Origin of the sequence: Klebsiella sp. V115_8, assembly GCF_029967715.1 — a bacterium.
Taxonomy (GTDB): domain Bacteria; phylum Pseudomonadota; class Gammaproteobacteria; order Enterobacterales; family Enterobacteriaceae; genus Klebsiella; species Klebsiella quasipneumoniae.
This window is the reverse complement of record NZ_JASCAR010000023.1, coordinates 72,548-96,105: the sequence shown is the minus strand read 5'-3', so window position 1 is coordinate 96,105 and position 23,558 is coordinate 72,548. Positions and strand designations below refer to the sequence as shown.

Sequence of the window (23,558 nt, the reverse complement as noted above, 5' to 3'; positions counted from 1 at the left end):
GAGGTTCGAGATGGCGTTATTGAATGTAGATAAATTATCGGTGCATTTCGGCGATGAAAACGCGCCGTTCCGCGCCGTGGACCGCATCAGCTATAGCGTGAAGCAGGGCGAAGTGGTCGGCATCGTCGGGGAGTCTGGATCCGGTAAATCCGTCAGCTCGCTGGCGATTATGGGCCTGATTGATTACCCCGGCCGGGTGATGGCGGACAAACTGGAGTTTAACGGCCGCGATCTGCAGCGCATCTCTGAAAAAGAGCGGCGCCAGCTGGTGGGGGCGGAGGTGGCGATGATCTTCCAGGATCCGATGACCAGCCTCAATCCGTGCTATACCGTCGGCTACCAGATTATGGAAGCGATTAAAGTCCATCAGGGCGGCAATAAGCAAACCCGCCGCCAGCGGGCCATCGACCTGCTGAATCTGGTGGGCATTCCCGATCCGGCGTCGCGGCTGGACGTCTATCCGCACCAGCTTTCCGGCGGGATGAGCCAGCGCGTGATGATCGCGATGGCGATTGCCTGTCGGCCAAAACTGCTGATTGCCGATGAACCGACCACCGCGCTGGACGTGACCATTCAGGCGCAGATCATCGAGCTGCTGCTGGATCTGCAGCAGCAGGAGAATATGGCGCTGGTGCTGATCACCCACGACCTGGCGCTGGTGGCCGAGGCCGCGCATAAAATTATCGTTATGTATGCCGGTCAGGTGGTGGAGACTGGCGATGCGAAGGATATTTTCCGCGCGCCGCGCCATCCATACACCCAGGCGCTGCTGCGCGCGCTGCCGGAGTTCGCCCAGGATAAAGCGCGTCTGGCGTCGCTGCCGGGCGTGGTGCCGGGGAAATATGACCGTCCCAACGGCTGCCTGCTGAACCCGCGCTGCCCCTATGCTACGGATAAATGTCGTAGTGAAGAGCCGGCGCTCGCGGATCTCACTGGCGGCCGCCAGTCTAAATGTCACTACCCACTCGATGATGCCGGGAGGCCTGGATTATGAGTACGCAAAAGGCCGCCACGCCACAACCGCTGTTGCAGGCCATTGATCTGAAAAAACACTACCCGGTGAAGAAGGGGTTATTCGCCCCGGAACGGCTGGTGAAGGCGCTGGACGGCGTCTCCTTTACCCTTGAGCGCGGTAAAACGCTGGCGGTGGTGGGGGAGTCGGGCTGCGGTAAATCGACCCTCGGTCGTCTGCTGACGATGATTGAAATTCCCACCGGCGGCGAGCTCTATTATCAGGGGCAGGATCTGCTTAAGCACGACCCGCAGGCGCAGAAGCTGCGGCGGCAAAAAATCCAGATTGTGTTCCAGAACCCCTACGGTTCTCTGAACCCGCGTAAAAAAGTGGGGCAGATTCTGGAAGAGCCGCTGCTGATTAACAGCAGCCTGAGCAAAGAGCAGCGCCGCGAAAAAGCGCTGGCGATGATGGCGAAAGTGGGCCTGAAAACAGAGCATTACGATCGCTATCCGCATATGTTCTCCGGCGGTCAGCGCCAGCGTATCGCCATTGCCCGCGGGCTGATGCTCGATCCGGACGTGGTGATTGCCGATGAGCCGGTCTCCGCGCTGGACGTTTCGGTACGCGCTCAGGTGCTGAACCTGATGATGGATCTGCAGCAGGATTTAGGACTGTCCTACGTGTTTATCTCCCACGACCTGTCGGTCGTCGAGCATATCGCTGATGAAGTGATGGTGATGTATCTCGGCCGCTGCGTGGAGAAGGGCACCAAGGAGCAGATCTTTAACAATCCGCGTCATCCATACACCCAGGCGCTGTTGTCGGCGACGCCGCGTCTGAACCCGGACGACCGTCGCGAGCGGATTAAGCTGACCGGCGAGCTGCCGAGCCCGCTGAATCCGCCGCCGGGCTGCGCCTTCAACGCGCGCTGCCGCCGGCGCTTCGGCCCCTGCACCCAGCTTCAGCCGCAGCTGAAGGATTACGGCGGCCAGCTGGTGGCCTGCTTTGCCGTCGACCAGGATGAGAATCCGCAAAAGCCCCACGCCTGATGGCACGCTCCCGGTCCGATGACCGGGAGCTTCTCTCCCGCCGGAGATGAAATCCGACGATATCGCCTTTTATCGCAGTGAATGCCACGCTCTCGGAGCATTCTTCGTCGATTATCCGAAAAAATAAGACTTTCAGTCCATTTTTATAGAATTAAAGAGAAATTAAAATGGTTCAGGTTTATTCTTTCGCTTATCTGACGCTATGATTCTATCATCGCGAAATACCTTTATATAAAAACGAATGGGAAGCGCGGTGGTTGCGGGGCTTGAGGATGTACGCATACCTAAAAAATGGGGCTATTCTTCTCAAAGGGAAATGTTAGTGTAGCGATACTTCTGCCGTGGAATCACACCGAAAATCAAAATCTCAACTATTATAACCCTGTCAATCGTGTGTATTGGTACGTCTCCACCGGCGCTTTTTCTGCCATACCAGAGACGTCACGATATTTTAAATATACCCAGAAAATAACAACAAACTTAATATGAAATTTTTAAAATCATGAGGTTATCAATGAACCATTATGATGATCTGCAGCGCTTTCAGGAAAAAACGCGGACGCAAAACCTCAAATTTCAGGATCTTTCATCGCAAGCCGCCACGCGGGAGCATGGAGACTGGGCGATCCTCAATCAGCTGAATCCCGGCGCAGAGAAACCCTCTTCCCTGGCGCTGGGAGGCTCGGTCTCCGCGCCGTTGCCGCAGTCGGTGCCTGCGGATCTGTTCCGCCAGGTAGAGGCGGCCGTAGCAGCGGCGCCAGCCTCTGATCCTGTAGCGTCTGCCGCGCCGGCCGCGCCAGCGGCCCCGCAGCCGGTCGTGGAGACCGCCGCAGCCGCGCCGGAGCCGGTCAGGCAGGAGCCCGCGGTGGCCCCTGCGCCTCCCATCCCGGCGCCTGAACCGGCAATGGCTCCGCCGCCGAGAATGGCCCCCCGACCCGCGCCCGCCGCCGAGAACTATGCCCACCTGTTCGCGGCGAAAAGCGCAGAGCCGGTGACGAAAAATAAAGACCAGCCTTTGAAATCACTTCTGGAAAGGATCGCAACATGCCGTTGATTTGCGTCTGTTCACCGAAAGGTGGCGTAGGGAAAACGACCCTGGCGGCCAATTTAGCCTATGCGCTGGCGCGGACCGGCAGCAAAGTTCTGGCGCTGGATTTTGACGTCCAGAACGCCCTGCGTTTGCATTTTGGCGTGCCGCTGAACGATGAGCGCGGCTACGTGGCGAAGGCGCTGGAAATGCACGACTGGAGCCAGTGCGTGCTGAGCGCCGGCAGCAATATTTTCGTCCTGCCGTATGGCGAAGTGAGCGAAGCGCAGCGTCAGGCGTTTGATGAGCAACTGACTCACAACGACCATTTTCTCCAGCGCGGTCTCTCCGCGCTGCTGAATTATCCCGGGCTGATCACCATCGCCGATATGCCGCCAGGGCCTTCGCCGGCGCTAAAGGCGCTGACGGGTCTGGCGGACCTGCATCTGATCCCGCTGCTGGCGGATACCGCCTCGATGTCGACCCTGGCGCACGTGGAAAAACAGCGCCTGACCGGCGCGGCGCTGAATGACAAGCATGGGCACTATTTCGTCATTAACCAAAGCGATAGCCGTCGCCAGGTCAGCCGGGATGTCACCAGCCTGATGGAAGAAAAACTGGGCGAACGACTGCTTGGCATTGTCCATCGTGATGAAAGCGTGGTGGAGGCCAATGCGTCGCAGAAGTCGATTCTGGACTTTAACGCCTCCTCGGCAGCGGCCTTCGATATTGAAATTATTGCTAAAAAAATATCTTCGCTGTTGGGTATCCATATTGGCGATGGCACGGTGCACAGCCAGCCACGCATGTCAGGGCTTTAACTTATTGCAGGGCTGCTGAATGAAAAAATCTCTTTTTTGGTTGCTGGCGCTGGTGCTCTCTCCGGTCGCCGTGCTGGTAGTGATCACGCCGATGGACAGCCAGAAGCAGTACATCTTTGGTCTGCTGAGCATTGGTATTCTGTTTCTGATGGGTTTCAGCAAACGGCGCAGCATCTCGGTGATTATGGTCGTCGCTTCGCTGCTGATGTCCACCCGTTACATGTATTTTCGCCTCACGCAGACCCTGCACTTCAACTCAGCCATTGAAACCATTCTCGGCATGGGGCTCTTTCTGGCGGAAGTCTATATCTGGGTGATGCTGCTGCTTAACTATCTGCAGACGGTCTGGCCGCTGAAGCGCGGCATTGTTCCGCTGCCGGATGATATGAGCAAGTGGCCGACGGTCGATATCTATATTCCGAGCTATAACGAACCGCTGGAGGTGGTGCGTGACACCGTCCTCGCGGCACAATGTATTGATTATCCAAAAGATAAAATGAAAATCTATCTTCTGGATGACGGTAAGCGCAGCGAGTTTGCCGTGTTCGCCGCCGACGTCGGGGTGGGCTACATCACCCGCAACGACAACAAGCACGCCAAAGCGGGGAACCTCAACCACGCGCTGACCCTGACCCAGGGAGAGCTTATCTGCGTCTTCGACTGCGACCACGTCGCCACGCGCGTGTTTCTGCAGGCCACCGTCGGCGGCTTTCTGAAAGATCCGATGCTGGCGCTGGTGCAGACGCCGCACTACTTCTATTCCCCGGATCCTTTCGAGCGCAACCTCTCCGTCGGGCGCAATATCCCGAACGAAGGGATGCTGTTCTATGGCCCGATTCAGCAGGGTAATGATAACTGGAACGCCACCTTTTTCTGCGGCTCCTGCGCGGTGATCCGCCGCGAGGCGCTGGCGCAGATCGGCGGTTTCGCCGTCGAAACGGTCACCGAGGACGCCCATACGGCGCTCAAGTTCCAGCGCCTTGGGTGGAAATCGGCCTTTCTCGATATTCCGCTGGCGGCTGGCCTCGCCACCGAGCGCCTGGTGGTGCACGTTATCCAGCGTACCCGCTGGGCGCGCGGGATGACGCAGATTTTTCGCGTTGATAACCCGCTGTTTGGCCGCGGGCTGACCTTCCAGCAGCGCTTGTGCTATCTCAGCGCCATGCTCTACTACCAGTTCGCGCTACCGAGGGTGGTGTTTGTCACCGCCCCGCTGGCTTACCTGCTGTTTAACCTCAATATTATTTACTCATCAGCGAGCCTGATCGTCTCTTATGCGCTGCCGCACCTGTTTCTCGCCATCTACGTCGGTTCGCGAATGAACGGCCGCTATCGCTACAGCTTCTGGGGGGAAATCTACGATATTGTGCTGGCTTTCCACCTGGTGCTGCCGACCCTGGTGACGATGATTTTCCCCAAGCGCGGCAAATTCAACGTCACCGATAAGGGCGGCCTGCTGGACGTCGGCTACTTCGATTTCACCGTGGTGCGCCCGCATCTGGTGGTGGCCTGCCTGCTGGCGCTGGGGGTGATCGTCGGCATCGTCCGGGCGATTGGCCATGACTACTTTGGCTCGGACCCCAACGTTATCGCCCTCAACGTCGGATGGGGGATCTACAGTCTGATCTTCCTGTTGGCGGCGATTGCCGTAGCGCGCGAAACGCGGCAGGTGCGGAAAACCATTCGTATCGATGTCGATATTCCGGTGGTGATCCATTACGCCAGCGGCATCGTTTCCCGCAGCCATACCGAGGATCTGTCGATGGGCGGCTGCCGCGTGGTGGCGCCGGATACGCGCCATCTGGAGGATGATATCGAAGAGATTGAGCTGATCCTGCAGTCCGGGGCTATTTCGATCCCGGCGCAGCTGGTCACCTCTGACGAGCGCTTCCTGCGCCTCAAGTTTGATGAAGATATTCCGCTTTCGCGCCGCCGTGAACTGGTGCGCGTTGTGCTGGCCCGCGCGGATGCCTGGATTAATCCGCCGCGCCCGCAGGATAACCCGTTCCGCTCCTTCTTCACCATTTTACGCTGCGTGTTCGAACTGTTCTGGCTGACGTGGAAAACCCGTCGCAGCCAGCGCAATCGGGCAACAGTGGCGAAAACGGCGCAGGAGGATGGCACGTTATGAAGCGATTAACGACGCTGGCGCTGCTGGCAGGGATGCTCTCTGCGCCTGCGCTGCACAGTGAAGAACCGGGCGCCGCCGCCCCGCTGAGCTTCCCGCAGCTCAACGGCGCGGCGGACAGCGAGCCAGGCGACGAACCCCCGGCTGCCTCGCCGGAGGAGGGCGCCTCTCCGGCAGCCCCCGCCACCGACGGCGATGCGGCGGCGACGGCCCCTGCGCCGGAGATGCCGGACTTACCCCCGCCGGTGAGCGCTACGGCCGCGCCGGAGGTCATTCCTGTCGCCCCGGTCTGGGGAGGCGACCTGAATTTGGCGCAGATGGGGATGCCGGACGGCATTATCCTCAGCGGCGGTCAGCGGCAGGGGGGCGTCAGCTTTACCCTGCCTTCCGATCAGGTGGTGATCCATTCGCAGCTCAGCCTTGCCGTTCGCGTATCGCCGGAAATGGCGAGCCGCAACGCCACCCTACAGCTGATGCTCAACGGTCAACCGCTCGGCACCCTGCCGCTGGGCGCCGATGGCGAGGATGTCTCCCATTATCAGCTGGATATCCCGCCCGCGCTGATGGTCTCCAGCAATAACCTGAGCGTGAAGATCAACGATGGCGATACCCTGCAGTGCCAGCGTGACATTCATGATTCGTCGCGGGTCACGGTGCTGCCCACGTCGCATTTCAGCTGGGAAAGCCAGCAATTGAACATCAGCGACGATCTGAGCCACTTCCCGCGTCCCTTCTTCGACAGCATGCAGATGACGCCGGCGGACATCGCCGTTTCCTATGGAGCGAAGCCGTCGGCCGACGTCTTCAGCGCCGCGGCGCTGGTCTCCTCCTGGCTGGGTATCCAGGCGGACTATCGCGGCATCGCCTTCAGCGCGCTGCGCGACCGCCTGCCGGAACGCCACGGCATCGTGATTGGCCATCCGGGCGAGCAGGTGGGCGGTATGACGCTGCCGGAAACCGATAAGCCGCTGCTGCGCATCATCGCCAATCCCGCCAATCCGGCCTATAAGCTGCTGTTGATCGTCGGCAAAAACGATACCGCGCTGCGCATGGCTGCCTGGCGGTTAACCCGCGGCAACTTTGCGCCGCAAACCGCGACGCTGGATGTCGAGCCGCAGACCATCCCGGTTGGCAAAGCGTATGATGCCCCGCGCTGGATCCCCACCGATCGTCCGGTCAGGCTCAGCGAACTGCTGCGTAAGGATCAAAGCCCGACCGTCAGCGGCGTCTGGCATGAACCTTTACGTATCGCCTTCCGCGCCGCCCCGGACCTCTATCTGTGGGATGGCGAGACGATCCCGCTGCAGGTTGGCTACCGCTTCCCGTCGGAAAACTGGATCAATGAGGATAAGTCCCTGCTGAGCGTCACGCTCAATGGCACCTTCCTCAACAACCTGCCGATGAACAAGCAGGGGCCGCTGGAGAAAGTCTGGCGCCACCTCGGCGGCGATGCGCGCCAGGAGCGCTTTACCATCCCGCTGGCCCCCTACCTGATCTACGGCGATAACCAGCTGTCGATGTACTTCAATGTGGTGCCGAAGGACGATGTTCCGTGCCAGGTGCTGCTGAATAACAATATCAAGAGCCGCATCACTGACGACTCCTGGATTGATTTGAGCAAGACGCGACACTTCTCGCTGCTGCCAAACCTCTCCTATTTCGTCGGCGCCTCGTTCCCCTTCTCGCGGCTGGCGGACTATTCGCAAACGACGCTCCTGCTGCCGGCGGAACCGTCTGAGACCCAGGTGGCGACCCTGCTGAATCTGGCCGCGCGCTCCGGGAATGCGACCGGCACCGCGCTGGCGAATAACCGCGTCGTTCTCGGGATGCCCACCGGCGGCGGGGATTTGCAGTCGCTGCGCGAACGTGACGTGCTGGCGGTCACCGCTCTCGATCAGCAGGCCTTCAACCAGAGCCTGCTGGCCGATTCACCCTACCGCCCGGTGGATAATGTGCTGAGCGTCCGCGAGCCCGATCTGTGGCAAAAAGCGCAGCGCCGGCTCACCGGCGACTGGACCTCCGCCAGCCTCGACGCCGATCGCTACTTCTCGTCCAGCAGCGCCTGGCGCGGGTTTATCAGCTATCGTTCGCCGTGGAACCCCGCCCGCCTGGTGGTGGTGGCGATGGCCAGCAATGATGACCAGCTGGCGCGACTGAAAAACGATCTGGACTCGCCGCGCATCAACGCCGGGATCCGTGGCGATACCGCGGTGATCACCAGCGATAACGGGGTGCGCAGTTTCCAGGTGAGTACGCCGTTCCCCAGCGGTCAGATGCCGTGGTACATGATGGCGGTCTGGTATGCCAGCCAGCACTCCGGTTTCCTCGCCCTGCTGGGGCTGATTGCCACCTCGATAATGGGACTGGCGCTGACCGCGATGTTTAAACGTCACGCCCGTAAGCGTCTGGGTTCGGGGGATAACCAATGAAAAGAAAGATAACGATAACGATGAAAAGCTCCCGGCGGCTCACCACATTCTGCCTCACCGGCGCCCTGGCTCTCGGCGCCTCTGGCGGCGCGCTGGCGGCGGGTAACGACGCGGCGCTGCAGGCGCTGTTCGCCCAGGCCAACTATTGGCATGAGAAATCCCACGACGAGCTGGCGATGGAGTCCCTGCAGAAGGTGCTCTCGGTGGATGCCAACAACACCCAGGCGCTGTATCTGATGGCGCTCTGGTCGCAGCAGGGCGGCGATATGCAGGCGGCGGCGCAGTGGCGCGCGCGGCTGGCGAAAGCGGCGCCGGATAGCCCGGGCCTGCAGGATCTGGACAACGCCAAAAAGATGTCGCAGGTGCCGCAGGGCCAGCTCAGCCTGGCCCGCCAGCAGGCGCGCGGCGGCAATATCCCCGGGGCGCTGGCGACCTGGCGCAGCATGTTCAATGGCAATACGCCGCCTGCCGGGCTGGCGGCGGAATATTACCTGACCATGGCCAGCGACAAATCGCTTTATCCGCAGGCCATCAGCGAACTGCGGCAGTACGTGGCGCAGCATCCGCAGGAGAACGCCCCGCGGGTGGCGCTGGGCAAAGCGTTAACCTGGCGGGAAGAGACCCGTCGGGAAGGGATCGCCCTGCTCGAGCCGATGGCCAGCGGCAATAAAGAGGCGGACAGCGGCTTGCGTCAGGCCTTGCTCTGGCTGGGCCCGCAGGCCGGGGATGAGCAGTATTACGATACCTGGATGCAGCGGCATCCGCAGGATAGCGAAGTTCAGAATTACTTTCGTGAACGGCGCAGCGGTCAGGCCCGCGGCCAGGGCTACGCCAATCTCAACAGCGGCAATACCGCTGCCGCGAAACAGCAGTTTGAAGAGGTATTGCAGACCAACCCGCAGGATGCCGATGCGCTGGCGGGCATGGGCTATATCGCCCAGCGCAGCGGCGACTACCAGGCCGCGTCACAATATCTGAGCCGGGCGGCCGATCTCGGCGGCGACGCTTCGGCGACCCGCCGTCAGCAGGCGGCCGATGCCCTGTTCTACGGCCAGCTGGCGCAGGCCCAGCAGGCCTATAAGCAGGGCAATATCAGCCAGGCGCTGGCGCTCTCCGCGCCGCTGGCGCAGCAGAGCGGGGCGCGGGGCGCCTCGGCGAAGCTGTTTCGCGCCGATGTGCTGCGGCATAACAAAGATTTACCCCAGGCCGAGCAAACGCTGCGCTCACTGTTAAACGACGATCCGCAGAATGCGGCGGCGCGGGAAAACCTCTACTACGTGCTGCGCGAGCAGAATAAATCCGCCGAGGCGCAGGCGATGCTGCAGACGCTGCCGCAGAGTCTGCAGCAAAAACTGCAGCCGCGAGTGGTGGCCGGCGTCCCGGGCGACGCCCTGCGCCGCCAGGCCCAGGCGCAGGTCAGCAGCGGTAACCCAGCCGGCGCCATTGCCACCCTGCGCCAGGGCGTCGCCCGCTATCCGGACGATCCCTGGCTGCGTCTCGATCTGGCCCGACTGCTGCAAAAATCGGGTAACGCCAGCGAGGCCTCTTCGCTGATGTCGGCGGCCTATCGCCCCGGCGCCAGCAACAGCGCGCTGTATGCCGCCGCGCTGTTCGCCAGCGAAAACGGCGCCTGGCAGCAGGCGCAGACGCTGCTGTCGCGCATTCCCGGCGGCAGCCAGACCAGCGACATGCGCGATTTACGTCAGCGGGTGAACTACAACCTGCAGCTGGTGACGGCCGAAAACTACCTGGCGCAGGGCAATACCATCGCCGCCAGCAATACCCTGCGGGCGATGGCCTCTACGCCGCCGAAAGCCCCGGCGGACGCCGGCAAGCTGGCGCGGCTGCTGGCCGAGAGCGGCGACCTGACCACCGCGGTATCGCTGGTGCGCAACAATATCAGCGGCGGGGTGTCCGGCAACGCCGGCGATTACGCCGATCAGATCGCCGTCCTGAACCAGGCCGGGCTGACCGGCGAGGCGCAGAACCTGATCAGCAATCCGCAGCTGCAGGCCAGCAGTACGCCGACGCAGCTGGCGAGCATTCGCAATGGCTATGTGATCAACGAGGCCGATCGCCTGCGCGAGCAGGGCAATTACGCCGCGGCGTATGACAAGCTGATCCGCGCCATGCAAAGCGATCCGCAAAACACCGATCTGATGTTCGCCATGGCGCGGCTGTACCAGAGCGGCAAAATGAACAAAGAGGCCGGGGTGGTCTATGACTACCTGATGACGCGCGATACGCCGAACCAGGATGCGCGCGCCGGGGCCATCGACGTGGCGCTGTCGGCGGGGAACAACGATCGCGCTGAACAGCTGGCCGGCGGCTTGCGTCAGGATAACTCCCCGGATCGCCTGCTGCTGCTGGCGAGAGTGGCGGAGGCCCAGGGTCATCATCAGCAGGCGATGACCTACCTGCGCAGCGCCCGGGGCAAACTGCTGGGCATGCAAAGCACCAACAGCAGCGAAACGCCGACCGTCGGCGGGGTGCTGGCGGCGGATAACCCCTTTATCGGCGTGTCGCAAACGTCGGCGCCGACGCGGACGGCCTCCGCCTACGGCCAGTATATGCCGTGGCAGGTCGCCCAGTCGGCCGCCGCGCCCGGCTCCTCGCTGCCGGGGATCCAGCGCACCGACCTGCCGGTGGACACCGCCCAGACGCGGATGCTGCGTCAGGTGGACACCATGATGGAGTCGCTGCAGGAGAAAACCGGCAGCTGGCTGCAGGGGGGAATGGACGTGCGCGGACGCGACGGCGAATCGGGCACCAGCAAGCTGACGGAGCTCAGAACGCCGCTGACCTGGTCCTCCTCGCCGTTTGGCGACTCGCGCTTTGACTTTACCGTCACCCCGGTGTCGTTAAACGCCGGGACCGCCAGCGGCGACGCCTGGCGTCGCTACGGCGCCAACCCGCTGGCCAATGCGGTCTCCAATATGGTGAGTACCGCCACCAGCGAACAGGCGGCGATCGCCGCGATGACCGAGGCGGAGCGGACGGCCTATTTTGCCAGCAATCCGGGCGCGGAGGCGTTAAGCGGCCTCGGCACCCTGAACGCGGCGGATTTCAATCCGACCACCAGCAGCGGGATGGAAAACCTGGCCAAGCTCGGGAGCTATGATTCGGGGCAGGTGGCCAGCTATCTCTCCTCGTCCAGCCGCAAGCCGAACGTTGACCAGACCAGCGGCTCGACCGATTCGCAGAAGGCCAACGGCGTCGAACTGGCGCTGGCGCTAAGCGGCGACGATTACCGGGTCGATATCGGCAGCACGCCGCTGGGCCAGGATCTTAATACCGTTGTCGGCGGGGTGAAATGGTCGCCCAAGCTGACCAACTATCTGTCGCTGATCCTCACCGGCGAACGCCGCTCGCTGACCGACAGCCTGCTTTCTTATGTCGGTCTGAAGGATGCCTATTCCGGGAAAAACTGGGGGCAGGTGACGAAAAACGGCGGCACCCTGCAGCTGAGCTATGACGACGGCGATGCGGGCTTCTACGTTGGCGGCGGCGGATACAGCTATCTCGGACAGAACGTCGCCAGCAACACCAGCATCAATGCCAATGCCGGGGTCTATCTGCGGCCCTATCATGACGAATACCGCCAGCTGCAGGCCGGGTTGAGCATGAGCTATATGGATTACTCCAAAAACCTCAGCTACTTCACCTATGGCCAGGGGGGCTACTTTAGTCCGCAAAACTACGTCAGCGTGTCGCTACCGGTCAGTCTGACGGAGAAATATGATAACTGGACCATGAAGCTCGGCGGCTCGGTGGGCTACCAGTCTTACAGCCAGGATAAGAGCGCCTATTTCCCGACCAATTCGGAGTGGCAGCAAACCCTGGAGACGGCGGTAAGCAACGGGTTTGCCAAGGAAGCCTACTATTCCGCGACCTCGAAGAGCGGCATCGGCTATACCCTGCGCGCCGGGGCGGATTACAAGGTCAACAAACAGATGACGCTGGGGGGCCAGATTGGCTATGACACCTTCGGGGATTATAACGAAAGCACCGCCGGGCTCTATATTCGCTATATGTTAGGAGATCATTGATGATGACGGAGAACAATAACCCGGTGGTGATGACCTGGTTTCAGCAGCAGCAGACGCCTGCCGGATGGTTCGATCTGTTGATTATTATGGTCGAAGGTATGCTCAATAATGCCGGCGAGCTGGAGAGCCAGCCGTTCCTGCGTCAGATGGGCGCTTCGCTGGCGGAGACCCATCCGCTGCCGGCGTCGGAGACCGTGGGGGAGCTGGAGGCGAATATCAACCGGCTGCTGACCCATTTCCACTGGGGGGTGGTGACCATCGACGTCGGCGAGGACGGCCTGCGCCTGCGCCATCAGGCGTTGCCGGTCAGCCGCGACGACGCGGGGCGCGTGCGCTGGTGCAACGCGTTCTGTGCCATACTCGAGGGGTTATATTCTCGCTGGCTGCAGAGTCAGGGAGGCAGTGCTCACGTGATATTGCAGCGTGAGCGGGTGTTCTCCGTCTCTGACGTTCAGTTTCTTTACTACCATCCATAAAGAGTGAATTTATGCCCCTGCGTGCTTTAGTGGCGGTGATAGTGACAACGGCAGTGATGCTGGTGCCCCGGGCGTGGGCGGATACGGCATGGGAGCGCTATAAGGCCCGTTTTATGATGCCGGACGGTCGTATCATTGATACCGCCAATGGCAATGTGTCGCATACGGAAGGCCAGGGCTTCGCCATGCTCCTGGCGGTGGCGAATAACGATCGCCCGGCGTTCGACAAACTGTGGCAGTGGACGGACAGCACCCTGCGCGACAAGTCTAACGGGCTGTTTTACTGGCGCTATAACCCGGTGGCGCCGGACCCGATCGCCGATAAAAACAACGCCACCGATGGCGATACCCTGATCGCCTGGGCGCTGCTGCGCGCGCAAAAGCAGTGGCAGGACAAGCGCTACGCGACGGCCTCCGATGCCATCACCGCCTCCCTGCTGAAATATACGGTGGTGATTTTCGCCGGTCGCCAGGTGATGCTCCCGGGGGTGAAGGGGTTCAACCGCAACGACCACCTGAACCTTAACCCCTCCTATTTCATCTTTCCGGCCTGGCGCGCCTTTGCGGAGCGGACGCACCTGACCGCCTGGCGGACATTGCAGAGTGACGGGCAGGCGCTGCTGGGGCAGATGGGCTGGGGGAAATCGCACCTGCCCAGCGACTGGGTGGCGCTGCGGGCGGATGGCAAGATGCTGCCGGCCAAAGAGTGGCCGCCGCGGATGAGTTTCGATGCGATCCGTATCCCGCTGTATATCTCGTGGGTCGATCCGCATAGCGCCTTGCTCGCGCCGTGGAAAGCCTGGATGCAGAGTTACCCGCGTCTGCAAACCCCGGCGTGGATCAACGTTAGCACTAACGAGGTCGCCCCGTGGAATATGGCCGGCGGCCTGTTGGCGGTGCGTGATTTAACGCTTGGCGAACCGCAGGAAGCGCCGCAGATTGACGACAAGGATGATTATTACTCCGCCAGCCTCAAGCTGCTGGTCTGGCTGGCGAAACAGGATCAGCGCTAGCGCGGTGATGGCTTTGCAGGCCTCTCAGCCCGTATGCCTGCGGGCTGAGAGGGAAGAGCAGGAACGTCTCACGATGTCAGGCCGCCAGCATGGGCGGCCTTGTCGCTTATTGCGGATAAGGCACCCAGCTTCCGCCATTCAGCTGGACATACGGCTTGCCCTGATACTGGATAACGATGGCGTTGGCGTTTTCGGACACCGCCGCGCTCTGCGGCAGGTTGGCGACATACTGCTGCCAGTTGACGCTCTCTTCGCTGAACATTTTGCCGTCGAGGGCGCGCACCACCAGCTCCGACACCGCCAGGTAGCTGCTGGGCTGATCGATGATAATCGGCGCGCCTTCATGCGGCGCCTTCATGCCGAAGAATTTCACCGCCGTCGGGACGTTAGTGATCGACGGGCTCGGGATATCCCGCAGGCCAGACACCTGCATCTTATCGCCCTTCAGCGCGCCGCCGTGTTCCGGCACCACCACCACCATCACCTTCCGCCCCGATTTTTCCAGCTCGGTGAAGAAGTTATCCAGGTCGTCAAACAGCTTTTGCGCGCGCACTTTGTAGTCCGCGGTTTTGCTTTGTCCCGGGAAGTGGTTGCCGTCATGCAGCGGCAGGGTGTTATAGAAGGTGGCGCTCCGCGGATTGTTGCTGGCCTCTTCGGTCTTCAGCCAGCGGTTGAGGACCGCCAGATCCTCGTACACCGGCGAGCCGTCAAACGCCTGCAGGCTGACCGGCAGACCGCTCTGGTCCATCAGCGGGCTCTGCATGCCGCCCAGCGAACGCAGCTCTTTCAGGAAGTCGCCGAACAGGCCGTTGTGGCCGAGCATCAGCTGCTGGTTGAAGCCGAGTTTCGCCAGGTTTTCAAACAGGTAGCAATCGGCGCCGGACGGCTGATACAGGTTGGTATGCGACAGCTGGCCGCAGCTGGCGCGCAGCAGGCGCACCGCCGCCGGTCCGCTGTAGGAGGTCGCGGAGTTAAAGTTTTTGAAGACGATATCGAAATGCTTCCACAGCGGGTGGTCCATCAGCCCGGCGGCTTCAATATCCGACCAGGAGAGCGAGCAGATATTGATCACCAGCAGGTCAAACGGCTGCGCATCCGCCGGCAGCTGGTCCGGGAACGGCGTCTTGCGCTTCTGCTCGGCGGCATAGAAACCGTTCAGCCAGTTGGTGAGGTTGGCCGAGGTCGGCGGCTCGGTCTGCGGCGGAATATCGCTGCTGGCCGGGCTGGACGCGGCGCCAGCGGCGGCGTTGGTCCCGACGTTGGCCGGCGCGGTGGCGGCGGCGGTGGTGGGCTGACCGGCAGGCCAAATGGTAAAGGCCGGCAGCAACGGGCTGACCGCCTGCCAGACGACCATTGCGGAGACAAACACGGTAACGCGCAGCCACTGGCTGATAAACAGCCATAGCACCAGTAAAACAAAGAAGGCGCCGACCATGCTCCAGTTGATAAAGCGAACAATCAGATCCCAGATATAGCTGGCGCTAAAGCCGGCGATTTGCGAGCCCTGGCTAAGAAGCGTCTCCGGCCCGGGCAGCCAGGTATCATGCCAGAACAGCGCGAAGCCGAGAGGAATGGCGATCCAGTGGCGGATGCGGTGCAGCTTTTCACGCGGGATCGGCACCAGCAGAAAGGCGAGAAACACCAGGTTCAGCATCGGGTGGAAATTGAGATACCCGGCCCACAGCAGGGCAAACTTGACCAGAAAGTATAAGTTCCAGCCGCCAAGGCCGCGCCAGTACTGCCAGAGCGGAAGCGGTGCCGCGGTCGTTTTTTTATTTGTCATTTATTCGCTTTGCCTTGCTTAACCGTTGTTCCCCGGCGTAATACCCCTGCCGGTTTCACGTAACGGGGTTTAAAGAACATCAATCTTAACGTCGTGCGGATCCGGCGCTGATAGTGGCGCGTCAGGTAGCCCAGCGGAAAAAACAGCAGGGCGCAGAGCACCACCAGTTGCAGAATATCGGCGATAGACATCATCAGGCTTGCTCCTCACGGGTGGTTAACCGGTGTGGTTCGGGATAGCGTCGCCAGTGGCGTCCATCGTGGGTGGCGTTGATGGTTTCGTTTTTACCGACCGAGAGGGGCAGCGGCGTGTTCCAGCGCGCCGGCTCGACGCCGCGCATGATCACGATTTCCGAGAGGATCTGTTTGTCTTCAAACCACACCATACGGTTAGAAAAAATATCGCCGGTCGGCAGCGGGAAAATATGATTTAGCGCGGTGTCGAGGTCATTGATTCGGCAAAATGACAAGAACAGCACCAGCCGGTTATTGCCGATGGTCATAATGTCGCCCATCCGGTTGGGTTTGCATAACGTCAGCGCCTGCTCGACGCGCAGCCCCGGCGCCGGGCGCAGGGCCACCATCACGCCTTTGCTGTCGGCCGGCAGCAGGGTATTGGTCATCACGTTGTGCACCGCTTCGCAAAAGGCGTCCCATTTCTGATAGCCCCGCAGCTTTAACGGCTGGCTCCAGGTGAGCAGGGTGGCAAAATCTTCCGGGATACGCCGGGAGAACTTTTGGTTCTGTACGCTTTCAATCAGCGTCAGGCAGCGGGAAAGCGACGCGCTGTTGGGGATCACCAGGCTGGCGCCGCTGCTGAGCAGCAGCCGCTCATCGGTCGCGCGCAGGCTGGGGGTTTGTTCGCGGACAATAATTTTCAGCGCGGTGCCGCGCTGACGACGCAGGGTATGAATATAGCGCCCCAGCTGTTCAATTTGCGTATTCTGGGTAATGGAGAAGAGGATCGTCGCCGCCTGCGCAGTGCGCCCGGCGTTGAAGACCTCGTCATTGGTATCGAACAAGGTCCAGTATTCCGAGAGCGGCGGGGCGCCTTCGAGGACGCGCACATGGCTGAGGATCGCTTTTTCGTCGCTACGCGGCTGCACGCTGGTTTCAGCATCCTGCGCTAATCGCCAGCCGGCGTCGTCGTGTTGCACCATCAGCTGCTGCTGGGCGCTGATGCCTTTATCGCTTCCCCACCAGGCAATATCAAAAAGATGGCGGTCGCCCTGGTAGCGAATACTTGCCAGACCGGAAAGGGATCGGTACGCGCGTAATAACGGGGTGAGCTGCCGATCGATATCCTGGGCGGGATTGATCGCTAAGAACGTGCAGCGATGATATTGCGCCCAGCGACTGGTTTTTTCCACCCAGGCGCATAACTTTTCATTATTTATATTTTGCCAGGCATTTTCAGCGCATAGCAGAATAAACAAATAATTGCCAGGCTCGAGGGAGCAGACTAAATCACGATGTATTTCTTCCAGCGCCTCCGGGCGATTCGGCAGGGTAAACAGCGCGATATTATTCGGGCCATGAATGCTATCTAATGAAATGATATCATCAGGTTTATCACCCATGACCAGCGCGGCAACTTTGCTGTTTTTCGCCTGCGCGGCCAGCGTCTGATTAACCAGACTGACGGCATCGGCATAACGGTCAACGTTGAGCCACCATACCCCGCCGACCGGCATATGGCACACTTCATCCCATAATGATGAAATACCCAAAGTAAATACACTATCCACGGCATCCCTCGTGCGCCCTGATTCACACTGGATAAGTTTACTAGCGAAACTGACAGAGTAAACCTAACATTGAAATTAAAGGTCATCAGTTTTAGCATGTACACCTGCTTTTTAAGGAAGCGCTGTATACGTCCTCTGGTTTAATAATAAATTTCGAACGGACAGAGATATGCCAGCAAAAGATCCTGTCGTACCCACGGACGCCACGCTGGGGTACACCTTTCAAAATGATTTTTTGGCGCTAAGCCGGGCATTTTCCCTGCCGGATATTGATTATCATGATATTTCGAGGCGTGAACAGCTGAACGCAGCGCTGAAGCGCTGGCCGCTGCTGGCAGAGTTTGCAGAGAAAAAATAAGGAAGCCGGAGATGGCTATTCTGGGATTACAGGGCGTGCGCGGGGGAACTGGCGTCACGTCCATTACGGCTGCACTCGCCTGGGCGCTGCAATTGCTCGGTGAAAGCGTGCTGGCGATCGACGCCAGCCCGGATAATATGCTGCGCTTTTTTTTCAACACCGATATCCATCATCAGGACGGCTGGGCCCGGTCGCTGCTTGACGGCCGTGACTGGCGCGACGCGGGTCTGCGCTATACGCAACATATCGATCTGCTGCCGTTTGGCCAGCTCAGCGCGGGCGAAAGAGAAAACGTCGACCAGCTGCTGCCCACCCTGGGAGCGATGACGGAGGCGGTACAGCAGCTGCAGGGCCAGTACCGCTGGCTGCTGCTGGATCTGCCGGCGGGCTATTCGCCGTTGACCCGCGAGCTGCTGACGCTCTGCGACCGCTCGCTGGTGGTGGTCCATCCCGACGCCAACAGCCATATCCGTTTGCACCAGCAGCCCTTTCCGGCCAACAGCGATATTCTGATTAACGATCTGCGGGTCGGCAGCCAGCTGCAGGAAGATCTCTACCAGCTGTGGCTCGAGAGCCAGCCGCGGATCCTGCCGGTGACCATTCACCGCGACGAGGCGATGGCCGAGTGCCTGGCGGCGAAACAGCCCCTTGGGGAGTATCGCCAGGACTCTCTGGCGGCGGAAGAGGTGCTGACCCTGGCGAACTGGTGCCTGATCCACTATGCCGGCGGGAGGCCGGTATGATCCGCCTCAGCACGCTGCTGTTGGCCCCGCCGGTGGGGGAACGGCTGCGCGCGCGCTATGACGACTACCGGCAGCATGGCGCCTCCTGGCTGTCGGCGTCGCTTGGCTGCCTGTGGGCATCGCTGGTCTGGGCGCTCATGCCGCTGGAGACGCCGCGCTGGCAGGCGATTCTGGCGCACCATGACACCTATTTCCCCCATATTAATCCGCACCGGCCACGGCTCCTGGATCCGCTGCGCTATCTGTTGCAATCCCTGTGGCTGCTGGCGACCCGCGTGCCGGAGCCGGAGAAAAAGGTCAACTGGCGTTCGCTGGCGGCGCTGGAAGGGGTGCACGGTCGCTACGCGCAATGGATGGAGAAACTGCCTGAGCAGGTTAACGCCCGCACCCGCCATCTGGATAAACAGAAAGAGCTGGCGCACCTCAATCCTAAACTGCGCCGGGCAATCCTCGGAGTGGTGACCTGCTGCTCGCTGGTGCTGGCGCTGATGTGTATTACGCAGCCCTTTAACCCGCTGTCGCAATTTATCTTCCTGATGCTGCTGTGGGGCGTGGCGCTGCTGGTGCGGCGCATCCCCGGCCGCTTCTCGGCGCTGATGCTGATCGTGCTGTCGCTGACGGTCTCGTGCCGCTATATCTGGTGGCGCTACACCTCGACGCTGAACTGGAACGACCCGGTAAGCCTGGTGTGCGGGATTATTTTGCTGTTCGCCGAAACCTACGCCTGGGTGGTGCTGGTGCTGGGCTACTTCCAGGTGGTCTGGCCGTTGAACCGCCAACCGGTGCCGCTGCCGGAGGACATGGATCTGTGGCCGACGGTGGATATCTTCGTCCCCACCTACAACGAAGATCTCAACGTGGTGAAAAACACCATCTATGCCTCGCAGGGCATCGACTGGCCGAAGGACAAGCTCAACATCTGGATCCTCGACGACGGCGGACGGGAAGCGTTTCGCCAGTTTGCCAAAGATGTCGGGGTGCACTACATCGCCCGTACCAGCCATGAGCACGCCAAGGCCGGTAACATCAACAATGCGCTGAAATACGCCAAAGGGGAATTTGTCTCGATCTTTGACTGCGACCACGTGCCGACGCGCTCGTTTCTGCAGATGACCATGGGCTGGTTCCTGAAAGAGAAAGAGCTGGCGATGATGCAGACCCCGCACCATTTCTTCTCGCCAGACCCCTTTGAGCGCAACCTTGGCCGTTTTCGCAAAACGCCGAACGAAGGCACCCTGTTCTACGGCCTGGTGCAGGACGGGAACGATATGTGGGACGCCACCTTCTTCTGCGGCTCCTGCGCCGTGATCCGCCGCGGCCCGCTGGACGAGATTGGCGGCATTGCCGTCGAAACGGTGACCGAAGATGCCCACACCTCGCTGCGCCTGCACCGACGCGGCTACACCTCCGCCTATATGCGTATTCCGCAGGCGGCGGGGCTGGCGACGGAGAGTTTGTCGGCGCACATTGGCCAGCGCATCCGCTGGGCGCGCGGCATGGTGCAGATTTTCCGTCTCGATAACCCGCTGTTTGGCAAGGGGCTGAAGCTGGCGCAGCGCGTCTGCTACGCCAACGCCATGCTCCACTTCCTCTCCGGTATTCCGCGCCTCATCTTCCTCACGGCGCCGCTGGCCTTTTTGCTGCTCCATGCCTATATCATTTATGCGCCGGCGCTGATGATCGCGCTGTTCGTGCTGCCGCATATGATCCACGCCAGCCTGACCAACTCGAAGATTCAGGGCAAATACCGCCATTCGTTCTGGAGTGAAATCTACGAGACGGTGCTCGCCTGGTATATCGCGCCGCCCACCTTCGTGGCGTTGATTAACCCGCATAAAGGCAAATTCAACGTCACCGCGAAGGGTGGGCTGGTGGAAGAGGAGTATGTCGACTGGGTGATCTCCCGGCCCTATATCTACCTCGTGCTGCTCAACCTGGTCGGCGTCGCGGTGGGGATCTGGCGCTTTATGTACGGCCCGGAAAACGAAATTCTCACCGTCTGGGTGAGTATTGTCTGGGTGTTCTACAACCTGATTATTCTTGGCGGCGCGGTGGCGGTCTCGGTCGAAAGCAAGCAGGTCCGCCGGTCGCATCGTGTCGAAATGAGCATGCCGGCGGCCATCGCCCGCGATGACGGCCATCTGTTCTCCTGCACCGTTCACGACTATTCCGACGGCGGGCTGGGGATCAAAATTCACAGCGACGCGCAGGTGCTGGAGGGGCAGAACGCCAGGCTGCTGCTCAAACGGGGACAGCAGGAGTATGTCTTCCCGGTGCGGGTCGCGCGGGTAAACGGCAACGAAGTGGGATTGCAGCTGCTGCCGTTGACCAACCAGCAGCATATCGATTTTGTGCAGTGTACGTTTGCCCGCGCCGATACGTGGGCGCTTTGGCAGGATAGCTTCCCGGAAGATAAGCCGATGGAAAGCCTGCTGGATATCCTCAAGCTGGGATTCCGTGGTTACCGTCACCTGGCGGAGTTTTCGCCGCCGTCGGTGAAGGTCATTTTCCGCGCGCTTACCTCGCTGGTGGCATGGATAGTGTCGTTTGTACCCCGACGCCCTGAACGCGCCGCGCCGACGCTCTCCGCAGACCCGGCAATGGCTCAACAATGATGATAATGCGATGAAAAGAAAACTTTCCTGGATGTGTGCAGTAGCGGTGGGCATGTGCAGCTGGTATCCGCTGGCCTCTTACGCGGCGCCGGCCGCCGTGGTGAACCCGGCTCCTGGCGTTCAGCCGCAGGCGGCCACCCCGCCCGCGCCCGCGCCGGTGACGATTGGCGAGCCGACGGCGACCCTCGCCGAACCGACCGCACCGGCGGTGGTCGCCGAGAATATCCCGCAGCGGGAGGTGAAGCTGACCTTTGCCACCATCGCGCCGCCTCCGGGCAGCATTGTGCTGCGCGGCTCACGGCCTGACGCCTCGGTCGAATTCGGCATGCGCAGCGATGAGCTGGTCGCCAACGCGCTGCTCAATCTGGAATATACCCCGTCGCCCTCGCTGCTGCCCGTGCAGTCGCAGCTGAAAGTCTATCTCAACGATGAGCTGATGGGCGTTCTGCCCGTCACCAAAGAGCAACTGGGGAAAAAGATCCGCGCGCAGCTGCCGATTGACCCGCTGTATATCACCGACTTCAACCGCATACGGCTGGAGTTTGTCGGCCACTATCGCGATGTCTGCGAAAACCCGGCCAGCAGCACGCTATGGCTGGACGTCGGGCGCGAAAGCTATCTGGATCTCACCTACCAGTCGCTGAAGGTGCATAACGATCTGTCGCACTTCCCGGTGCCGTTCTACGATCCGCGCGACAACCGCCCGCTGACGCTGCCGATGATTTTCCCGGGTTCGCCGGCGGTGGCCCAGCAGCAGGCGGCGGCGATTATCGCCTCATGGTTCGGCAGCAAGGCCGGCTGGCGCGGCCAGCAGTTCCCGGTCTATTTCAACGAACTGCCGGATCGTAACGCCATCGTCTTCGCCACCAACGACAAGCGTCCGGATTTCCTGCGCGATCATCCGCCGGTCAACGCGCCGACCATCGAAATGATCGACAACCCGAACGATCCTTACGTCAAGCTGCTGGTGATTTTCGGCCGCGATGATAAAGACCTGCTGCTGGCGGCGAAGGGGATTGCCCAGGGCAATATTCTGTTCCGCGGCAGCAGCGTCACCGTGGATGGCATCAAAACCCTGCAGCCGCGGCAGCCATACGATGCGCCAAACTGGGTGCGCACCGACCGCTCGGTCACCTTTGCTGAGCTGAAAACCTATGAACAACAGCTGCAGTCCAGCGGGCTGGTGCCGGATGCCATCACCGTGGCGCTTAACCTGCCGCCGGATCTCTATCTGCTGCGGGCCAACGGCATCGATATGGATCTGAAATATCGCTACACCATGCCGCCGGTGAAGGACAGCTCGCGGATGGATATCAGCCTCAACGACCAGTTCCTGCAGTCGTTCAGCCTTAACAGCTCCCAGGACGTGAACAAACTGATCCTGCGCCTGCCGGTGCTGCAGGGGCTGCTGGACGGCAAATCGGAGGTCACCATCCCCGCGCTGCGTCTTGGGGCGGTGAACCAGCTGCGCTTTGACTTCCAGTACATGAACCCGATGCCCGGCGGCTCCATCGACAACTGTATTACCTTCCAGCCGGTGCAGAACCATGTGGTGATCGGCGACGATTCGACCATCGACTTCTCGAAGTATTATCACTTTATTGCGCTGCCGGACCTGCGCGTCTTCGCCAATGCGGGCTTCCCTTACAGCCGAATGGCTGACCTCGCCGACACCCTGGTGGTGGTGCCGAAGGCGCCGACCCAGGGCCAGGTGGCGACGCTGCTGCAGGCGCTGGGCGGCATCGGTTCGCAGACCGGCCTGGCGGCGATTAATCTGCAAATGACCGACGATGGCAACCAGATCAAGAATAAAGACGCGGATCTGCTGCTGATCGGCGCGATCCCCTCGTCTCTCAAGGACGATACCAAAATCAACCTGCTGGTCGAGGCGACCAAAAGCTGGGTGAAAATGCCGATGCGCCACTATGACCTGGCGAGCATTTATCCCGATGACGAGGCCCGCACGCCCAACACCCGCACCGACATCACCTCTTCCGGACCGATGGCGGCGGTGATTGGCTTCCAGTCGCCCTACAACGATCAGCGTAGCGTGGTGGCCCTGCTGGCCGACAGCCCGCGCGGTAATGAATTGTTGACCAACGCCCTCAACGACAGCGGTAAGCGGGCGGCGATGTTTGGCTCGGTGGCGGTGATCCGTGAATCCGGCGTCAACAGCCTGCGGGTGGGCGATGTTTACTATGTCGGCCATCTGCCCTGGTTCGAGCGCATCTGGTTCGCGCTCTCTAACCACCCGATACTGCTGGCGATCTTCGCCGCGGTCAGTATCGTGCTGCTGGCGTGGGTGCTGTGGCGCATGCTGCGCATTATCAGCCGCCGCCGCCTTAGCCTGGATGATGAATAAACG

15 protein-coding genes and 2 pseudogenes are annotated in these 23,558 nt (G+C 60.8%); 14 read left to right on the top strand and 3 right to left on the bottom strand.

Annotated features, from left to right (window positions below; translation table 11 throughout):
• Positions 1-10 precede the first annotated feature (10 nt).
• The 10 genes and pseudogenes from dppD to QLG03_RS07975 all read left to right on the top strand — a co-directional run bounded on the left by dppD (position 11) and on the right by QLG03_RS07975 (position 13,947).
• Entirely contained in the window at positions 11-994 is a 984-nt protein-coding gene (dppD, locus tag QLG03_RS08020; RefSeq protein ID WP_023291308.1) for a dipeptide ABC transporter ATP-binding protein, read from the top strand.
• Complete coding sequence (gene dppF / locus QLG03_RS08015) at positions 991-2,004, top strand: dipeptide ABC transporter ATP-binding subunit DppF (RefSeq protein WP_023291307.1); 1,014 nt, start codon at positions 991-993, stop codon at positions 2,002-2,004. Before dppD ends, dppF begins: the two co-directional genes overlap by 4 nt.
• Before the next feature lie 18 nt (positions 2,005-2,022).
• Positions 2,023-2,202 (top strand): annotated as a pseudogene (locus QLG03_RS08010) (hypothetical protein).
• A 316-nt stretch (positions 2,203-2,518) separates the two neighbouring features.
• Positions 2,519-3,058, top strand: a complete 540-nt coding sequence (locus QLG03_RS08005; protein WP_080820601.1) for a cellulose biosynthesis protein BcsO — start codon at positions 2,519-2,521, stop codon at positions 3,056-3,058.
• A 1-nt stretch (position 3,059) separates the two neighbouring features.
• Positions 3,060-3,852 (top strand): annotated as a pseudogene (locus QLG03_RS08000) (cellulose synthase operon protein YhjQ/BcsQ).
• A gap of 19 nt (positions 3,853-3,871) precedes the next feature.
• Complete coding sequence (gene bcsA / locus QLG03_RS07995) at positions 3,872-5,983, top strand: UDP-forming cellulose synthase catalytic subunit (protein ID WP_050442668.1); 2,112 nt, start codon at positions 3,872-3,874, stop codon at positions 5,981-5,983.
• On the top strand, positions 5,980-8,409 hold the full coding sequence (gene bcsB / locus QLG03_RS07990; RefSeq protein WP_180266417.1) for a cellulose biosynthesis cyclic di-GMP-binding regulatory protein BcsB: 2,430 nt from the start codon (positions 5,980-5,982) through the stop codon (positions 8,407-8,409). The genes bcsA (QLG03_RS07995) and bcsB (QLG03_RS07990) overlap by 4 nt, the downstream gene beginning before the upstream one ends.
• Positions 8,406-12,458, top strand: a complete 4,053-nt coding sequence (locus QLG03_RS07985; RefSeq protein WP_072422194.1) for a cellulose biosynthesis protein BcsC — start codon at positions 8,406-8,408, stop codon at positions 12,456-12,458. The genes bcsB (QLG03_RS07990) and QLG03_RS07985 overlap by 4 nt, the downstream gene beginning before the upstream one ends.
• Positions 12,458-12,934, top strand: coding sequence for a cellulose biosynthesis protein BcsD (gene bcsD, locus QLG03_RS07980; protein ID WP_004204979.1), 477 nt, complete (start codon positions 12,458-12,460; stop codon positions 12,932-12,934). The genes QLG03_RS07985 and bcsD overlap by 1 nt, the downstream gene beginning before the upstream one ends.
• Before the next feature lie 11 nt (positions 12,935-12,945).
• Positions 12,946-13,947, top strand: coding sequence for a glycosyl hydrolase family 8 (locus tag QLG03_RS07975; protein WP_186977362.1), 1,002 nt, complete (start codon positions 12,946-12,948; stop codon positions 13,945-13,947).
• Positions 13,948-14,053: 106 nt separating this feature from the next.
• Here QLG03_RS07975 and bcsG read toward each other — a convergent pair whose 3' ends face one another.
• From bcsG to bcsE, 3 genes are read right to left on the bottom strand one after another with little or no spacing between them, the layout of a single operon-like run.
• On the bottom strand, positions 14,054-15,730 hold the full coding sequence (bcsG, locus tag QLG03_RS07970) for a cellulose biosynthesis protein BcsG (RefSeq protein WP_255989271.1): 1,677 nt from the start codon (positions 15,728-15,730) through the stop codon (positions 14,054-14,056).
• Positions 15,727-15,924 (bottom strand): cellulose biosynthesis protein BcsF, encoded by a 198-nt coding sequence (gene bcsF / locus QLG03_RS07965; protein WP_004204976.1) that lies wholly within the window; start codon positions 15,922-15,924, stop codon positions 15,727-15,729. The genes bcsG and bcsF overlap by 4 nt, the downstream gene beginning before the upstream one ends.
• The gene (gene bcsE, locus QLG03_RS07960; RefSeq protein WP_023291298.1) at positions 15,924-17,477 is read right to left on the bottom strand and encodes a cellulose biosynthesis protein BcsE; all 1,554 of its coding nucleotides are present in this window, start codon (positions 17,475-17,477) and stop codon (positions 15,924-15,926) included. The genes bcsF and bcsE overlap by 1 nt, the downstream gene beginning before the upstream one ends.
• A 169-nt stretch (positions 17,478-17,646) precedes the next feature.
• Between bcsE and bcsR the strand changes: the two genes are divergently transcribed.
• The 4 genes from bcsR to bcsB (QLG03_RS07940) are packed head-to-tail and all read left to right on the top strand — an operon-like array spanning position 17,647 to position 23,555.
• A complete protein-coding gene (gene bcsR, locus QLG03_RS07955) occupies positions 17,647-17,835 on the top strand; it encodes a cellulose biosynthesis protein BcsR (RefSeq protein WP_023291297.1) in 189 nt (62 codons plus the stop codon).
• A gap of 11 nt (positions 17,836-17,846) precedes the next feature.
• Entirely contained in the window at positions 17,847-18,578 is a 732-nt protein-coding gene (gene bcsQ / locus QLG03_RS07950; RefSeq protein ID WP_023291296.1) for a cellulose biosynthesis protein BcsQ, read from the top strand.
• Positions 18,575-21,193: a UDP-forming cellulose synthase catalytic subunit gene (gene bcsA, locus QLG03_RS07945; RefSeq protein ID WP_023291295.1), complete on the top strand. Its 2,619-nt coding sequence runs from the start codon at positions 18,575-18,577 to the stop codon at positions 21,191-21,193. Before bcsQ ends, bcsA (QLG03_RS07945) begins: the two co-directional genes overlap by 4 nt.
• A 10-nt stretch (positions 21,194-21,203) precedes the next feature.
• Positions 21,204-23,555 carry a cellulose biosynthesis cyclic di-GMP-binding regulatory protein BcsB gene (gene bcsB, locus QLG03_RS07940; protein WP_072421084.1) on the top strand — a complete coding sequence of 784 codons (2,352 nt, stop codon included), beginning with the start codon at positions 21,204-21,206 and terminating at the stop codon, positions 23,553-23,555.
• Positions 23,556-23,558 lie beyond the last annotated feature (3 nt).

Excerpts from the sequence above, each read along its gene's own strand:
- dppD (WP_023291308.1), top strand. The coding sequence starts at position 11 with ATGGCGTTATTGAATGTAGATAAATTATCGGTGCATTTCGGCGATGAA.
- dppF (WP_023291307.1), top strand. The coding sequence starts at position 991 with ATGAGTACGCAAAAGGCCGCCACGCCACAACCGCTGTTGCAGGCCATT.
- QLG03_RS08005 (WP_080820601.1), top strand. The coding sequence starts at position 2,519 with ATGAACCATTATGATGATCTGCAGCGCTTTCAGGAAAAAACGCGGACG.
- bcsA (WP_050442668.1), top strand. The coding sequence starts at position 3,872 with ATGAAAAAATCTCTTTTTTGGTTGCTGGCGCTGGTGCTCTCTCCGGTC.
- bcsB (WP_180266417.1), top strand. The coding sequence starts at position 5,980 with ATGAAGCGATTAACGACGCTGGCGCTGCTGGCAGGGATGCTCTCTGCG.
- QLG03_RS07985 (WP_072422194.1), top strand. The coding sequence starts at position 8,406 with ATGAAAAGAAAGATAACGATAACGATGAAAAGCTCCCGGCGGCTCACC.
- bcsD (WP_004204979.1), top strand. The coding sequence starts at position 12,458 with ATGATGACGGAGAACAATAACCCGGTGGTGATGACCTGGTTTCAGCAG.
- QLG03_RS07975 (WP_186977362.1), top strand. The coding sequence starts at position 12,946 with ATGCCCCTGCGTGCTTTAGTGGCGGTGATAGTGACAACGGCAGTGATG.
- bcsG (WP_255989271.1), bottom strand. The coding sequence starts at position 15,730 with ATGACAAATAAAAAAACGACCGCGGCACCGCTTCCGCTCTGGCAGTAC.
- bcsF (WP_004204976.1), bottom strand. The coding sequence starts at position 15,924 with ATGATGTCTATCGCCGATATTCTGCAACTGGTGGTGCTCTGCGCCCTG.
- bcsR (WP_023291297.1), top strand. The coding sequence starts at position 17,647 with ATGCCAGCAAAAGATCCTGTCGTACCCACGGACGCCACGCTGGGGTAC.
- bcsQ (WP_023291296.1), top strand. The coding sequence starts at position 17,847 with ATGGCTATTCTGGGATTACAGGGCGTGCGCGGGGGAACTGGCGTCACG.
- bcsA (WP_023291295.1), top strand. The coding sequence starts at position 18,575 with ATGATCCGCCTCAGCACGCTGCTGTTGGCCCCGCCGGTGGGGGAACGG.
- bcsB (WP_072421084.1), top strand. The coding sequence starts at position 21,204 with ATGAAAAGAAAACTTTCCTGGATGTGTGCAGTAGCGGTGGGCATGTGC.